The organism is Paenibacillus sp. RC334 (assembly GCF_030034735.1).
Classification (GTDB): Bacteria; Bacillota; Bacilli; order Paenibacillales; family Paenibacillaceae; genus Paenibacillus; species Paenibacillus terrae_A.
Map to the genome: position 1 here is coordinate 1222650 of NZ_CP125370.1, position 15025 is coordinate 1237674.

Consider the following 15025-nt stretch of genomic DNA (forward strand, 5'->3'; position numbering starts at 1 on the left):
CTATCAGGAGAAAGTAGGACCTGACAGGTTCTTTTTTATCTGTAAATGGTTCTGATTTGGAAGTTCATTGCGTATATTTCAGAAGAAAATCCGAAAATCCTTTAATTTTCTCGCCATAAGACGACAACATTACAGGTATGTATTCATATATAATAGTTTTGCTCATAACTATACATACATGGTTTGTGGGGATTCTCTTTCCAGTGACCAAGAATGATAAAGTGAGGTAAGTGCCGAATGAACAAGGAGACTGAATCAGGAATGGACAACCCTCTTCTACGAAACAACGAACGGAAAGCAGACAAACCTGTCGTCCACTTGGACATCCGGGATATTTTGCTTCAATGCGGCATCACAATGCCGCATTGTCTACAGAGCGAAGCTGACGGAACCAAGGACCGAAAGGATAAGAGCTTGTAAAATACCGGTTGCCGGTACTGCTTAAAATAGGAGTGAACCGGCTCCCACCCTTCTTTATTCCATCATTCGTTCCATGCGGACAAACGCGATAAAACGCTTGGCTTCTTCCTCAGACAAAGTTCGTCCATCAATGGTCAAATTAAAACGTTGCAGGATATCTTCATCGGACAGCTCCAACTGGTCCACAAATTCCCTCACAGCTGAATCCAAAATTGCTGCCGGATGGCTAGTGCGTCCTACCAAGTAATCAATGGATACCCCGAAAATGTCTGCAAGCTTGGTCAGTATCTCAAAATCTGGCTTGCGCCGGTTTTTTTCATAGTGAGAAAGAGCCGCCCGCGTAATTCCGAGGGATTGTGCTAGTTCCTCTTGTTTTAATCCCTTATATTCCCGTAATTCAGCGATGCGGGTGCCATAATTCATCTGATATTCCTCCTGAATGCAAGGTTGAGAAAGAAAAAAAGCAAGTTTACGCTTGACAAGATACGTTTTGTATCATAAATTAGTTATGTAAGATACATAACGTATCTATATTTTATAGTTTTAACCATATGTTATCGTTCATATACCCTGGGAGGCCACCGATGGTTTAGCACTTGTGCTTATTCGCTGGCTAGACCCTCTATGCGCTATTATACAACATTTTACTATAGATTATATGGTCATGCTATGCAGAGGATCAGTACAAGCGTCATTGCATCGAAAACAAGTCAATCAGAGAGGACTGGTCTTGTGCAGCTGAAAGAGTACATTCGTATGATCCAAAAAAGAATATGGTTGATTAGCGGTATCGTATTGTTGGTATGTGCTGTGGTGGGTGTGAAAAATGTATATTTTACCCCTCAGATTTATGAAGCGACAGCGAAGCTTATTATCAACCAGACGCCAAGGCCGGATCGTGCGGGTGTCGTCGATTACAGTGTCGTTCAAACGAATATAGCCTTAACGAACTCCTATAAGCAAATTATGATGTCCTCGGCAATTATGGACCAGGTGGTCGCCAGCTTCCCCGATCTCAAGGTCACTCCGTCAGCTCTGACGCAAAAACTAAGAGTAAATACCGCAGGTGATTCACAGGTCATGGATTTAACAATCCGTGATTTATCGTATACGAAGGCTGTCAAAACCGTAAATGCGGTAGCCAAAGTATTCAAACGACAAATTCCCTCTATCATGAAAATGGACAACGTCACGATTCTAAGCGAAGCCAGTCTGACTGAACCGGCTGTTCCTGTGAACAGTAATCCCGCTATACAGATGCTTATTGCTTTTTCCGCCTCCTTGTTGCTGGGTATAGGCTTGGCGTTTTTGCTGGAAGTGCTGGACGATACCTTTAAAAATGAAGAGGATGTTGAAAAAGAACTCGGCCTGCCTACCCTGTCCCTGATTACGAAAATGAAAAAAGAAGACAAACGCTCCGACGGTTCAGCTACAACTCCCAAACAGGTAGGTGAAGGACAATATGCCGCGATTAATCAATAACCAGCTCGTCACATCCCTGCATGCCCAATCTCCTGTTTCGGAGGAGTACCGTATGCTTCGCACGAACATCCAGTTTTCTTCTGTAGATGAGCCGATTGAGGTTATGATGGTCGCATCAGCTCAGGCGGGTGAAGGCAGGACGGTCACGATTAGCAATTTGGCTGTAACGTATGCGCAAGAGGGGAAAAAGGTGCTGGTCATGGACATGGATTTGCGCCGCTCTTCCTTGCACCACATGTTCGGCTTGCGTAACCATACCGGTCTGACGCGTGTCCTTGCCAACCAGCAGCCATGGCAGGAAGTGGTTCAGGAAACAGGGATCGATCATCTGTATACCATTACAGCCGGACCGACTCCGCCGAATCCGTCCGAAATGCTCAGTTCCCGCAGAATGAACGCTCTAATGTCTGAGCTGAAGGAGCATTATGATGTGATTTTAATGGATACGCCGCCATTGTTGTCCTTTCCAGATGGCCTCATTATAAGCGCCATGTGTGACGGAGTAATTTTGGTGGTGCAGGCAGGGAAGGTCAAAAAGGATCTCGTCAAGAAAGCGAAAGCCAATTTGGAAAGAGTAAAGGCACGTATTTTGGGCGTGGTGCTCAACAACGTGAAACGGTCGGATACTCGTGCGGAGCGCGGCATGGAGGAACGCAACCTGACATGAACAGAAAGGAGGGAAATGAGAGTTAATAAAATTCTTTTAACAATGAATAAATAATACTTATCAATCGGAAACTGAGGTGATGAGCAGTGTCTTCTTCCCACTCGAACGAGGCCGAAGCTTTGAGTACATCAGTGGAAGTGTATTCGGCCGCTCATGGGCTTGAACGTCGGCAAGGATTGAGCGTATATCCGTTCGTGAAGCGAAGTATGGACATCATGCTGTCGTTCATTGGATTAATCGTGCTGTGCCCGGTATTTCTGCTCGTGATTTTGCTGATTAAGCTGGAGGACCCGAGAGGAAGCGCGTTATTTTATCAAGTTCGTATTGGTAAAAATGAGCGGCCGTTTCGCATGATCAAATTTCGTTCCATGGTGTCCGATGCCGAGGACAGATTGTCCACGCTGCTGCTGGAAAATGAAATCGAAGGTGCAATGTTCAAAATGCGGGATGATCCACGCATCACCCGTATTGGGCGCTTCCTCCGCAGAACGAGCATTGATGAGCTGCCGCAACTGCTGAATGTACTACGTGGGCAGATGAGTCTGGTAGGGCCCAGACCCCCGCTGCCCAGAGAAGTCGATGATTATACGGTAAGGGATAAGCTGCGTCTGACGGTTACGCCAGGCTGTACCGGCCTATGGCAGGTCAGCGGTCGTAATCATCTGAGCTTTAACCAGATGGTAGAGCTGGATCTGGAATACATATCCAGACGCAGTTTACGCACGGATATTATCATCATGCTGAAAACGTTCCGGGTGCTATTGGGCTCCAACGATGCATATTAAATTCACTCCAACAGGAAGGGTAGGGGAAAGCATGGATCTTCATTCCAACATATATGTAGCAGGGCACAACGGACTGGTGGGTTCCGCCATTGTTCGGGCATTGAGCAAAGCAGGCTACCGTAACCTGATCACTCGCACAAGCAGCGAGCTGGATCTGCGCAACAAGGAGGCTGTAGACCGCTTTTTCGAAACTGAGTCGGTGGACTATGTGTTTTTGGCAGCAGCCAAGGTTGGTGGGATTCTGGCGAACAACGATTACCCGGCCGATTTTATCCGTGACAATCTGCTCATCCAGACGAATGTGATAGACGCGGCATACCGGACGAATATAAGCAAGCTGCTATTTCTTGGGTCGACCTGTATTTATCCCAAATTTGCCCCGCAGCCGTTGCGGGAGGAATATCTGCTCACAGGTGAGCTGGAGCCTACGAATGAAGCCTATGCTATCGCTAAAATCGCCGGGATTAAAATGTGCCAGTCCTACAACCGTCAATATGGAACCCGTTTTATTTCGGTGATGCCTACGAATTTGTACGGTCCAGGCGACAATTTTGATCTCCAGACCTCTCATGTGCTGCCTGCGCTCATCCGCAAGTTTCACGAAGCCAAGCTGAATCAGTCCCCGACAGTCGAAGTATGGGGCTCCGGCACACCACGCCGTGAATTTCTTCATTCGGATGATTTGGCGGAAGCCTGTCTGTTCCTGATGAATAGCTATGAGGGAAATGAGATTGTGAACATCGGCGTTGGGGAGGATATTTCCATCCGGGAGCTGGCTGAACGGGTGAAGGAAGTCGTCGGTTATGAGGGGGAAATTACCTTTAACACGTCCGCTCCCGATGGCACACCGCGCAAGCTGGTGGATGTGTCCCGAATTTCCGGGCTGGGCTGGTCGGCGCGTATTTCACTGGAAGAGGGATTAAGGTCTGTGTATCAGGCATTTCAAGGTCTGGATCTGGTTGAACAATAAAAAACGGTGGAGGAATAGGAATGAAAAAAGCGCTGATCACAGGGATTACCGGACAGGACGGATCTTATCTGGCCGAGTTGCTGCTGTCCAAAGATTATGAGGTGTACGGGGTACGCAGACGCACCAGTACGCCGAACTTTGAAAATGTGGCACATATCCAGAATGACATTCATTGGCTTTCCGGCGATATGACCGATCTGGCTTCGCTCATCGAAGCCGTGCGTCAGTCTGACCCGGATGAGGTCTATAACCTGGCTGCCCAATCCTTCGTCGCGGCCTCATGGCCGCAGCCCTTGGCTACCGGGCAGATTACAGCGCTATCCGTCACCAATATGCTGGAGGCGGTACGGATTGCCAAGCCGGACACGCGCTTTTATCAGGCGTCGAGCAGTGAGATGTTCGGCAAGGTGTTGGAGACGCCGCAGACAGAAACGACCCCATTTTACCCGCGCAGCCCTTACGGTGTCGCCAAAGTGTACGGTCATTGGATCACGGTGAACTACCGCGAAAGCTTTGATATGTTTGCATGCTCAGGCATTTTGTTCAATCATGAATCGCCCCGCCGTGGGCTGGAGTTTGTAACACGCAAAGTGACGGACGCTGTAGCCCGTATCAAGCTGGGTTTGCAGCAGGAGCTGCGCATGGGGAATCTGGATTCGCTGCGGGACTGGGGTTTTGCGGGGGATTACGTTAAGGCAATGTGGATGATGCTCCAGCAGGATCAACCGGATGATTACGTCATTTCAACGGGAGAAATGCATTCCGTCCGCGAACTGCTGCAAATTGCCTTTTCCCATGCAGGTCTGAACTATGAGGATTATGTCGTCATTGATCCTCAGTTCGTCCGTCCGGCAGAGGTAGATCTACTGCTCGGCGATTGCGCCAAAGCAAAGGAAAAGCTGGGCTGGCGAGTGGAAGTAGACTTCGAACAGCTCATTCATATGATGGTGGATACAGACTTGGAGCGGGTAAAAAGGCAGGCTGCGGTCGAAGCTTCCGTCGTCGTGTAAGACATGGAGGGACCGCCCGCCTGGCCGGGAGGTCTCTTCGCTGTACATTATTGTAGTCGCATCGGCAGAACAGCATGCTATGGAGCCGTGCGAAAGGTCATTTTCCAAGATGGAGTAGAGCTTATGACATTAGTCAAAAATCGCGCCAAATCGCGCAGAAGTCTGCTGGCGAATACGTCTTGGCTGTTCGGTGACAAGATGATCCGCATGGTGTTTGGGCTGGCGGTCAGCATTATCATGGCGAGAGTGCTCGGACCGGAGGAGCTGGGGAAGTGGAATTATGCGGAATCTTTTTTCGGGATGTTTCTGATTTTCACGACTCTTGGCTTTGATTCTATATTGGTGCGCGATCTCGTCAAGGACCCCAAGGATGAGCAGGAGTTATTGGGTACGGCGATTCTGCTGAAGCTGGCGGGTACTTTGGTAGCCATTGTCTTGTCATGCTCCTTCATTTCGCTGCTCAGACCGGAGGATAGTTCCGTACGGTTGATCAATCTGATCCTGGCAACAGCCTCGGTGTTTCAGTTGTTTGATATCATCGACTACTGGTTCCGGGCGCAAATGTTGTCCAAATACACCGTCATTGCCAAGAACACAGCCTTTGTCCTCAGCTCCACCGTTAAAATCATTTTATTGCTGTCCGGTGTCCCCATATGGGTGGTGGCGCTGTGCGCTCATGGCGAGTTTCTGCTGGGAAGTCTGATTCTGCTGTATTTCTTCCGTAAGGAAGAACGGCGTATGCACAAGTGGACGTTCAGCCTAACCACAGCACGACGAATCATGAATCACAGTTGGCCGCTTATTTTGTCATCCTCCGCTGTATATGTACAGGCACGGATCGATCAGGTCATTATCGGCGAGATGCTGGGGGATGCGGCGGTGGGGCAATATTCTGTTGCGCTCCGTCTTATTGAAGTGCTGGGCTTCATTCCGGTCGTTCTTACCACAGCATATGCCCCGGTGGTGACCCGTTCCAAGATGAAAGGGAGCGACGAATACAGACAGACGTTGTCCAACGTGTATCGGCTGATGTTTATCTGCTTTCTTGTGACCTCAATACCATTATTTTTTCTGTCCCAATGGGTGGTGGTCGTGCTGTATGGGCAGGAATTTACCGAGGCAGGCTCGTTGCTGTCGCTGTTTGCGATTCGTTTGTTTTTCACCAATTTCAGTGTTGCCAAAAGCTTGTTTATCACGAATGAAAATTTGTTCAAATATACGCTGCTGACCTCGATCGTGGGTGCGGTGACGAATGTGGCTTTAAATTATGCGCTTATCCCGTTACTTGGTGTTCGAGGTTCGTTGGTGGCGACCATCTTGTCTTTTACGATATCTGTATTTCTATTAGATTTGCTATTTAAAGAAGTAAAAGCCAATTTGGGCTGGATGATGAAGTCGATCCTGACCTTCTGGCGTGTTCATATTACAGTACCGAAAGTTGGAGAGAACAATCATGATACCCATTAAACCGTTTGTTCAGCATGAGGGACAATGTCCGCATTGTGGAGGTAAGGTACGGGGCGGAGAGGTGCTGTGGCAGGGAATTCATGTATGTGTCAGCACTTGGTGTGAGGGCTGTGGACGTGAATATATCGAGGATATGCGGGTCGGGCATGCGACGTATTCACCCTATCGGGTAGAAATGCCTAACTATACACTAACCGGAGATGCGAAATCGAGAAAATGGCTCGGAGAGCCCTTGCGGCAAGCGTTGCTCAGTCCTTCCTATGATTTGGCGGTTGGCATGACTGTGCATAAAATGAAACCCTTTAAGCGAATCATCATCGTCAATACGATTGATTATTTGTATGGTCACGCTTTGCTCAAGCTGCTGAATGTGCAGCGGGAATACGAACAATCGCCGGAGCTGGGTATCGTCGTTATTGTGCAAAAATCGCTGGAGTGGATGGTTCCCGCATGTGTGGCTGAAATCTGGACAGTAGATGTGCCATTCAGCAAGGCCCGCAACTTTTATCCGGTGCTGCATCATCGGATGATAGAGGAACTGGTACGCTTTGATGAGGTCTATGTCAGTCCGGCGTATTCACACCCTAGTCAGTTCGATATAGAGCAGTTTACGGGCATCCCCCGTTATGAGGAGGGGCGCGAGTCGGAGCCGCGCATTACCTTCGTATGGAGGGAAGACCGCTTGTGGAGCGGCAGCCATCATATCGCACGGGCGGTGCAGAAATTTCCGCAGCTCAAGCGTTGGCTCAAACCGCTGATTTATCATCAGCGCAGTAAAATTATCCAGTTGTTCCGCAGGCTGCGGGAATCCTTTCCGGATTATCGTTTTACAGTCGCCGGATTGGGTCGCACCGGGAGCTTCCCGGCATGGATTACGGACGAACGTGTCGCACGCTTCGACCGGGAAAGCGAGCTAAGGGTATGCGAGGTGTACGCAGCCAGCCGATTGGTGATCGGCATTCACGGCTCCAATATGCTGCTGCCCTCCGCACATGCCGGTATGACGATTGACTTGATGCCCAAGGATCGTTGGGGCAACTACGCGCAGGATATTTTATTTCACGAAACGGACCATCGGCTTACGGCCTACAAATACCGCTTTGTCCCGATGGAGTCGAGCGTGACATTGGTGTCAGATATGGCGGCTGCCCAGCTTAAAGGAGCGGACCATTTTAATATGCAGATGATGGAGGAAAGGCAGGGGCAGGGGGAAAGTTCGGTTTGGAGGGGGGAGGCCGCTTCGAGCAGGATTTGATCTTCCGATCGCTGTTGACGCGGGATTCCCTGATTGAATAAGCCCCTATAGGGGGCGGAATCCCACGTCAAAGGCGAACGCTTCGCTTCTACAGATTCAAATCCTACCCTCCGCTACTTCCCGCCGCCGCCAAAAAGAATTTCCCCCAGCCCATAGGGTGGGGGAAGGTAAGAGCCGCCCGGCGATAGCTTCGCCTATCGCCGTGAACTTCTCTCGGACACGCATCCCAGCGTAGTCTACGGCTGCGTGCATCCGCCCGCGTAACCCGCGCAGCGGGGGCACTTCATGCCCTAAGTTCCCTTTTTTTAAATTAGGGTGACTTTATGGACACGGCGGTTAGCAGCGGAGCGGTCCATTTGAATCTGAAGAAGCGATAGCGTTCGCCTTTGCAGTGGGATTCTTACCTTGAAATGTTTTATATCATCCAAGAATCCCACTGCAACAGCGATCGGAAGATCAAATGGAGTGCGCAGCGGTCTCTAAACCCTCCGCGCCCCATAACTCACCCAATATGAAATGGCAGGAGTCTAATGATGATTCAAAAAATATTGTATCTTCGCAATTTTGCCAGCAAGGTGAACGGGGCCTCATACAATTTGCAGGAAGTCGGCTTGGGCAAAGCACTCGTTCGGAAAGGCTTCGATTGCGACATTGTCTACTACAACGACCACAAGGAAACCCATCTGGAGCAGGTATACCGTCACGAAGGCTGCACATTGCGCATCATCTGGCTCCACGGGTTTAAGTTCCTGAGCAACAGCATCTACAGGGATGTCCTCAATCATTCGTTTTTGGCTGCTTATGATTGGGTCATTTCCACAGAATACAACCAGATCATGACTTATCTGCTTTCCCGCAAATGTCCCGAAAAGCTGGTGCTGTATCATGGCCCGTACCGCGATAACACACATGCGCTGATCCGAAGATTGTACGATACCCTGCTACTGCCGAAGGTGGCAAAGTCTCTACGCTGTACCTTTGTCAAATCCGATCTTGCCAAGCGCTATCTGGAGGATAAAGGCTTTCACAACGTCGTCACCCTTGGAGTCGGACTGGACCGCAGCAAGGTGGAGGGAAAGTTCAACAATGAGAACAATGACAACAGCGGCAACGACAAAAGCGAAGACCGGGAGAAAAATCCTGAGGTCGCGGATGAGCTGAGGCGGCTCGGGGATCGTCCGGTGCTACTGTATGTCGGCGTGCTGGAGGAGCGGAGAAATATACGTTTTATGCTAGGCGTGTTCAAAAAGGTACTTCAAAAGCATCCCAGTTGCCTTTTGTTAATGGTCGGGGATGGACGTAAGGCGGATACGGATCGCTATTGGGCCTATGCACATGAGCTTGGGCTGACGGACAGTATTTTGCATTTTTCAAGAGTGGAGCAGCGCCATCTGTGGCAGATTTACGGAGCAGCGGATGCGATGCTGTTTCCGACTCATTACGATATTTTCGGTATGGTTCTGCTGGAAAGTATGCTGTTTCGCGTCCCGATTATCTCTTCGGTAAATGGCGGCTCGGTTACCTTGATCGAGGACGGGGTGAGCGGAGTGATCCTGAGAAGCTTTTCAGAGGAGGAATGGGTGAGTCGAGTCTCTGAATTGTTGGACAATGCTGAGCTGAGACAAAGTATGGCGGAGCAGGCGTTTCTTACAGTCGAGCGTATGTCGTGGGATCGTATTGCGGAAGAAATGCTAAGCCACTCACGGATACAACCGATGCAGCCTATGCACCATCCCATGCAATCTACGCAGGAACGAGGGACCGCCACGTGAGCAAACAGATCAACATACAGACGGGGCCTCCAGTACATCTACAGGCTTCAAACCCAGATCATCATCATGTTCAGGGGGAGGTCCCTCAGTCCGACATATCATCACCATTAACGGATACAGCAAGCCATGTCCATCGACGTGAATATAACCAAAAAACGGTGGGCAAGGTGCTGGTCATCCACAACTTTTATCAGCAAAGCGGGGGAGAAGACAAGGTTGTTGAACAGGAATTGGCTATGCTGCGCTCCAGAGGGATAGAGTCAGAGCATTATTATGTGCATAACGACAGCATCCAAAGCAAAGGGCTGGCTAACATGGCAAAGCTGGCGGTGGAGGCGGCTTGGTCCCTGCCAGAGTTCAAAAGAATCAAAAAGCTGCTTTTGCGGGTGAAGCCGGATGTGGTGCATGTGCATAACTTTTTTCCAGTTATATCTCCTTCCGTCTATCATGCCTGTGAACGGCTGGGGATTCCGGTCGTCCAGACGCTGCATAATTACAGGCTGATTTGTCCGGCGGCGACCTTTATCCGAGGGAATGAGGTTTGTGAAAAATGCCTGCACGGCACGCTGCTGCATTCCATCCGCCACGGGTGCTACCGGGGCTCACCGCTACAGACGATTCCAGTGGCGGCGATGATCAAGTTCAACGATCTGATCGGCACATGGCAGCACAAAGTAAGTCGATATATTGCGCTAACCGAGTTTGCGCGGGAGAAATTTGCTGAAAGTGGCATTCCACCGGATCGTATCGCGGTAAAGCCAAATTTCATCCAACGTAAAGAGGTGGAAGCCGTGTATGACCCGGATGATCGTTACTTGTTGTTTGTGGGGCGGATCTCTGCTGAAAAAGGGGTGCGTAATCTGCTGCAAGCCTGGATACAGGTGGAAGATCGGGGCGACTTGAGACTGGTCATCATCGGGGATGGCCCGGAAAAGGCTGAACTGGCTGCCGCATATCCGCAGGAGGACATCCGTTTTCTCGGCAAGCAGGATGGAGACACGGTGCTGGATTGCATGAGCCGGGCCATGTATGTCATGGTTCCTTCCATTTGGTATGAAGGCTTTCCCATGACCATCGTAGAGTCCTATTCCGTGGGAACCCCGGTGTTGTGCAGCCGGATCGGGGCGCTGGAGGAAGTGGTGGAGGATGGAGTAACCGGGTTCCATTTTCAACATGATGATATGGAACATATAAGTGCCGTAATCCGTCGTGCGACAGCCTATGAAAACTATCCAGCCATGAGACAGAAGGTATCGGAAATATATGCTGAACGCTACACGCAAGAAGTGAATTACGAGCAACTGATGGCCATATACAACGAGGCGATAGAGGAGCGTGCTTATGAAGCAACTGCCCCAGTATAGAGTCGGAAGGATTGCGGACGCAGATATTGCGGCGCTTACGTTTCAGGAAACCGTACACACGGTGGAGCAATGGGCAGTCGGACGCAAGGACAGCTATGTATGTATCTGTAACACGCATTCTATTGTTACAGCCGGAAATCAATCCGAGTTCCATGAAGCACTTGCGCGTGCAGATTTGTGTACCCCGGATGGTATGCCGCTGGTTTGGGCGCTCAAGCTGTATGGATTTGAGCGTCAGGACCGGGTGGACGGCCCCAGTCTGATGCTCAAGCTGTGCGAACGCGCGCCGCAGACAGGATTAAGTATCTATTTTTACGGCAGCACGCCGGATGCGCTGGACAGCCTGAAGGAAAGAATGGAGCAGGACTACCCAGGAATTCGAATTGTAGGTGGCTTTTCACCGCCATTTCGGGAGCTTCGGCCCGATGAGGAGGAGCAGATTATTCATGACATCAATGCGTCAGGCGCGCATATCATCTTCGTCAGCTTGGGCTGTCCGAAGCAGGAAATATGGATGTATCGTAACAAAGACCGCATCCGTGGCGTGATGATTGGTGTAGGAGCGGCCTTTGACTATATCACCGGAAAGGTTCGCAGACCGCCGCTAATGATACAAAGGCTGGGGCTGGAGTGGCTGTACCGCCTGATCAGCGAGCCGAAACGGTTATGGAAGAGATACGCCTATAACAATCCGGTGTATGTATACCGATTTCTCAAATCCTATCGGCGGAACAAACGGCTTACGCTCCATCATAATCGGCATGCAGGGAGAGGCGTAGAGAAGTGAAGCTGGTAAAAGCGTAATTCAGCGAGACAGTATGTAAAAGGGGGAGCCGCTTTGAAGCTATGTGTAATTGGTGCGGGGTATGTCGGACTGGTATCGGGAGTCTGTTTTGCCGCGCTCGGGAATACGGTTGTCTGTGTCGACCAGAATGAGGACAAAATTAGTCAGCTTCATGAAGGAAAAGTACCGATTTATGAGCCGGGCTTAAAAGGCTTGATCCAGGATAATGTCGAGCAGGGACGCCTGACCTTTACAACAGATACCACATCTGCGGTAGAGGGAGCGGAGATTGTTATTTTGGCGGTCGGTACGCCTTCGTTGCCGGGCGGGGAAGCGAACCTGTCCTATATTGAAGGAGCCGCACGCGAGGTGGCAGACGCCATGAATGGCTACAAAGTGATTGTCACCAAAAGCACGGTGCCTGTCGGAACCAATGATCGTATTCACAGCCTGATCGCGAGCCGCACGAACTACTCTTTTGGCGTGGCTTCGGTTCCTGAATTTTTACGCGAAGGCTCGGCGGTAGCAGATACGCTCCAGCCGGACCGCATCGTGATCGGGGCATCCGACCCTCATGTCGCCGCTGTGCTGTGTACGCTGCATGAGCCGCTGACGACAAATATTTTGACCACAGATATCCGTTCGGCGGAGATGATCAAGTACGCGTCGAACGCTTTTTTGGCGACTAAAATTTCGTTTATTAATGAGATTGCGAATATTTGTGAAAAAGTGGGCGCAGACGTTACGCGTGTGGCACACGGCATGGGGCTGGATCAGCGGATCGGTTCCTCTTTTCTGTCCGCAGGCATCGGCTATGGCGGCTCTTGTTTTCCCAAGGATACACAGGCGCTGATCCAAATTGCGGGCAATGTGGATTATGAATTCAAGCTGCTGAAATCGGTGGTGGAAGTGAATCAGGGGCAGCGCTTTAATGTGTTACGCAAGCTGGAAGAAGCGCTGGGTGATCTGGAAGGAGCCACGATTGGCATATGGGGGCTGGCGTTCAAGCCGAATACAGATGATGTAAGAGATGCTCCAGCGCTGGATATTATGCAGTCGCTTCTGGAAGCGGGGGCGCAAATTCGCGCGTATGACCCGGTTGCTACCGCCAACTTCCGCAAATTGCTGGACAGCTCGGAAGTGATGTGGGCCGATAGCGCACGAGAAGCGGCAGAAGGATGCGACGCGCTGTGTCTGCTGACGGAGTGGGAGGAATTTGGTGAGGTGGGGCTGGGTGAGCTGAACGAGCTTATGAAGCATCCCATTATGATCGACGGACGCAATGTGTACCGTGAGGAGCAAATCAGACAGTCCGCCTTTGCATACTATTCTGTCGGCAGGCCGCAGATGAACAATATGGATATGGATCGTCATCGGTCTGTAATGAACCCGTAAAGGGGGAGGCTCTGTATGAAACGATGGCTGAAAATAACATTAGGGGCCGCTGCATTATTGATGGTAGGTGCTTGTGCTTACACCGCTTATGTATATCATTCCGTTCAAACGGCGGCAAATGCCATGTACCATCCGCGGAGTATCGTGCAGCCCGCCGCGATTTCTACCCTTGCAACAGGCGGAGCGGGACGCCCGGCAGTAACAAGCAACGGATCGGGCACACCCAATCCGGCGGCCATATCCCAATTCAAGCCGTTCACCGTGCTTGTGTTGGGGGTGGACCAGCGTCCCCATGATCGGGGGCGTTCGGATACGATGATCGTCCTGTCCGTTAATCCCGCCGAAGGCACTGTGTTGATGTTCAACATCCCGCGCGATACGCGAACGGAGCTGATCGGCAGGGGACGTGAGGACAAAATCAATCATGCCTTTGCCTTTGGCGGGGTGGACATGTCGATTCGTACGGTAGAGCATTTCTTGAATCATCCGATGGATTACTATGTGCAAATGAACATGGAAGGGTTTGCGAAAATGGTAGACCTTTTTGGGGGGAGTCGCGGTTAACAATCCGCTCGATTTTCAATATGAAGGACATCATTTTACACAGGGCAGCTTGAAACTGAACGGGACTGAGGCGTTGGCCTATGCCCGGATGCGTTTTGATGATCCGCGCGGGGATCTCGGGAGAAATGCCCGCCAGCGGGAGCTGCTCAAGCAAATTGTCGCACAGGCGATCAGCAAGGAAGGGCTGTTAAGGGGAAAATCGATATTGCAGGCAGCGGGGGAGCAGATCCGCACGGATATGACCTTTGAAGATATGACGACCTTCCTGACCCGGATCGGCCCGTCTCTACGGCAGACGGATATGATTGAGTTGAAGGGCCATGGAACCAAAATCAACGGAGTGTATTATTACATCGTGGATGATCAGGAACGCCAGCGTATCCGTGGACTGATGGAGAAGCATTTGCTTACCACAGCCATATCACCTTAGGCTTGTCCCACATACATCTGTAGTGTTCAGTAGAATGTGCAACTGAGGGGAGGGGCGATTTGTGCTGTTCAGAAGAAGAGCGGTTTCCGCGTTCGTCCGCAAGCTGCTGTATTTTGCATTGATATGTGGGCTGTTATGGCTGCTGTGGCTGGGTCTGGGCGGGGTGATGTCTACGGGTGAGGGCGATCAGGCGGTTGAAGCGCTGAATGAGTTCTATATGATGGAGCAAGCAGGTAATTTCGGAGGCTCCTGGGAGCTTTTTCATCCACAAATGAAGAAGAGATTTGAAAAATCCACGTATGTACAGCAGCGTGCGCATGTGTTTATGCAGGATATGGGGACGGATACGTTCACATTCGAGCTGGGAGAGCCGCAGGCTGAATATGATATTCGCACAGAGCAGAGTGGAGACGAGTTGGGAAAGGCGTATCGCATTACGGTTACCCAGCATTACAAGACCCGGTTCGGCACTTTTGAAATCGTACAGCCTTGTTATGTGACGCAGGAAGGTGAAGAGTGGCGGGTACTCTGGATATACAAGGATAAGGAATAGATGGACGCGGTGTTTCTAACAGGTTAAATATGGTACAATACTTCCAAAACCGGAAATGAACAGCAAAATAGAATAGAGCTTCACTCCGGATGGAAGGAGTTTCATAG

The 15025-nt window shown here is 50.5% G+C and carries 14 protein-coding genes and 1 pseudogene; 14 read left to right on the forward strand and 1 reads right to left on the reverse strand.

The genetic code is table 11. The features are described 5' to 3' along the window. The first annotated feature begins 237 nt into the window (after positions 1-237). Positions 238-420: a hypothetical protein gene (locus QMK20_RS05760; RefSeq protein ID WP_283654966.1), complete on the forward strand. Its 183-nt coding sequence runs from the start codon at positions 238-240 to the stop codon at positions 418-420. Between the two features lie 54 nt (positions 421-474). On the opposite strand, the gene QMK20_RS05765 is transcribed toward QMK20_RS05760, so the two are convergent. Next, on the reverse strand, positions 475-843 hold the full coding sequence (locus QMK20_RS05765) for a helix-turn-helix domain-containing protein (protein ID WP_044645213.1): 369 nt from the start codon (positions 841-843) through the stop codon (positions 475-477). Positions 844-1152: 309 nt separating this feature from the next. On the opposite strand from QMK20_RS05765, the gene QMK20_RS05770 reads away from it, so the two are divergent. From QMK20_RS05770 to QMK20_RS05830, 13 genes and pseudogenes are all read left to right on the forward strand, one after another. After that, positions 1153-1902, forward strand: a complete 750-nt coding sequence (locus QMK20_RS05770; protein WP_283654967.1) for a YveK family protein — start codon at positions 1153-1155, stop codon at positions 1900-1902. Continuing rightward, a complete protein-coding gene (locus tag QMK20_RS05775; protein WP_283654968.1) occupies positions 1883-2569 on the forward strand; it encodes a CpsD/CapB family tyrosine-protein kinase in 687 nt (228 codons plus the stop codon). The genes QMK20_RS05770 and QMK20_RS05775 overlap by 20 nt, the downstream gene beginning before the upstream one ends. Positions 2570-2655: 86 nt before the next feature. Continuing rightward, positions 2656-3354 (forward strand): sugar transferase, encoded by a 699-nt coding sequence (locus QMK20_RS05780; protein ID WP_283654969.1) that lies wholly within the window; start codon positions 2656-2658, stop codon positions 3352-3354. Between the two features lie 31 nt (positions 3355-3385). Then, positions 3386-4324 (forward strand): GDP-L-fucose synthase, encoded by a 939-nt coding sequence (gene fcl, locus QMK20_RS05785; RefSeq protein WP_283654970.1) that lies wholly within the window; start codon positions 3386-3388, stop codon positions 4322-4324. A 20-nt stretch (positions 4325-4344) separates the two neighbouring features. Continuing rightward, positions 4345-5334, forward strand: a complete 990-nt coding sequence (gene gmd, locus QMK20_RS05790; protein WP_283654971.1) for a GDP-mannose 4,6-dehydratase — start codon at positions 4345-4347, stop codon at positions 5332-5334. Positions 5335-5457: 123 nt separating this feature from the next. Next, complete coding sequence (locus tag QMK20_RS05795; RefSeq protein WP_283654972.1) at positions 5458-6801, forward strand: flippase; 1344 nt, start codon at positions 5458-5460, stop codon at positions 6799-6801. Beyond that, on the forward strand, positions 6788-8056 hold the full coding sequence (locus QMK20_RS05800) for a hypothetical protein (RefSeq protein ID WP_283654973.1): 1269 nt from the start codon (positions 6788-6790) through the stop codon (positions 8054-8056). The genes QMK20_RS05795 and QMK20_RS05800 overlap by 14 nt, the downstream gene beginning before the upstream one ends. 533 nt (positions 8057-8589) lie before the next feature. Then, a complete protein-coding gene (locus QMK20_RS05805) occupies positions 8590-9828 on the forward strand; it encodes a glycosyltransferase family 4 protein (protein ID WP_283656216.1) in 1239 nt (412 codons plus the stop codon). Between the two features lie 158 nt (positions 9829-9986). After that, on the forward strand, positions 9987-11192 hold the full coding sequence (locus QMK20_RS05810) for a glycosyltransferase family 4 protein (protein ID WP_349362257.1): 1206 nt from the start codon (positions 9987-9989) through the stop codon (positions 11190-11192). Next, positions 11170-11979 carry a WecB/TagA/CpsF family glycosyltransferase gene (locus tag QMK20_RS05815; RefSeq protein ID WP_283654975.1) on the forward strand — a complete coding sequence of 270 codons (810 nt, stop codon included), beginning with the start codon at positions 11170-11172 and terminating at the stop codon, positions 11977-11979. The genes QMK20_RS05810 and QMK20_RS05815 overlap by 23 nt, the downstream gene beginning before the upstream one ends. A 51-nt stretch (positions 11980-12030) precedes the next feature. After that, positions 12031-13371, forward strand: a complete 1341-nt coding sequence (locus QMK20_RS05820) for a UDP-glucose dehydrogenase family protein (RefSeq protein ID WP_283654976.1) — start codon at positions 12031-12033, stop codon at positions 13369-13371. Positions 13372-13386: 15 nt separating this feature from the next. Then, positions 13387-14365: pseudogene (locus QMK20_RS05825) on the forward strand (LCP family glycopolymer transferase). 61 nt (positions 14366-14426) lie between these two features. Next, the gene (locus QMK20_RS05830; RefSeq protein WP_283654977.1) at positions 14427-14918 is read left to right on the forward strand and encodes a hypothetical protein; all 492 of its coding nucleotides are present in this window, start codon (positions 14427-14429) and stop codon (positions 14916-14918) included. Positions 14919-15025: the final 107 nt, after the last annotated feature.

What these genes read in the sequence shown, in the direction of transcription:
- gmd (WP_283654971.1), top strand. Translation starts at nt 4,345, where the DNA reads ATGAAAAAAGCGCTGATCACAGGGATTACCGGACAGGACGGATCTTAT.
- QMK20_RS05795 (WP_283654972.1), top strand. Translation starts at nt 5,458, where the DNA reads ATGACATTAGTCAAAAATCGCGCCAAATCGCGCAGAAGTCTGCTGGCG.
- fcl (WP_283654970.1), top strand. Translation starts at nt 3,386, where the DNA reads ATGGATCTTCATTCCAACATATATGTAGCAGGGCACAACGGACTGGTG.
- QMK20_RS05760 (WP_283654966.1), top strand. Translation starts at nt 238, where the DNA reads ATGAACAAGGAGACTGAATCAGGAATGGACAACCCTCTTCTACGAAAC.
- QMK20_RS05815 (WP_283654975.1), top strand. Translation starts at nt 11,170, where the DNA reads ATGAAGCAACTGCCCCAGTATAGAGTCGGAAGGATTGCGGACGCAGAT.
- QMK20_RS05775 (WP_283654968.1), top strand. Translation starts at nt 1,883, where the DNA reads ATGCCGCGATTAATCAATAACCAGCTCGTCACATCCCTGCATGCCCAA.
- QMK20_RS05800 (WP_283654973.1), top strand. Translation starts at nt 6,788, where the DNA reads ATGATACCCATTAAACCGTTTGTTCAGCATGAGGGACAATGTCCGCAT.
- QMK20_RS05805 (WP_283656216.1), top strand. Translation starts at nt 8,590, where the DNA reads ATGATTCAAAAAATATTGTATCTTCGCAATTTTGCCAGCAAGGTGAAC.
- QMK20_RS05765 (WP_044645213.1), bottom strand. Translation starts at nt 843, where the DNA reads ATGAATTATGGCACCCGCATCGCTGAATTACGGGAATATAAGGGATTA.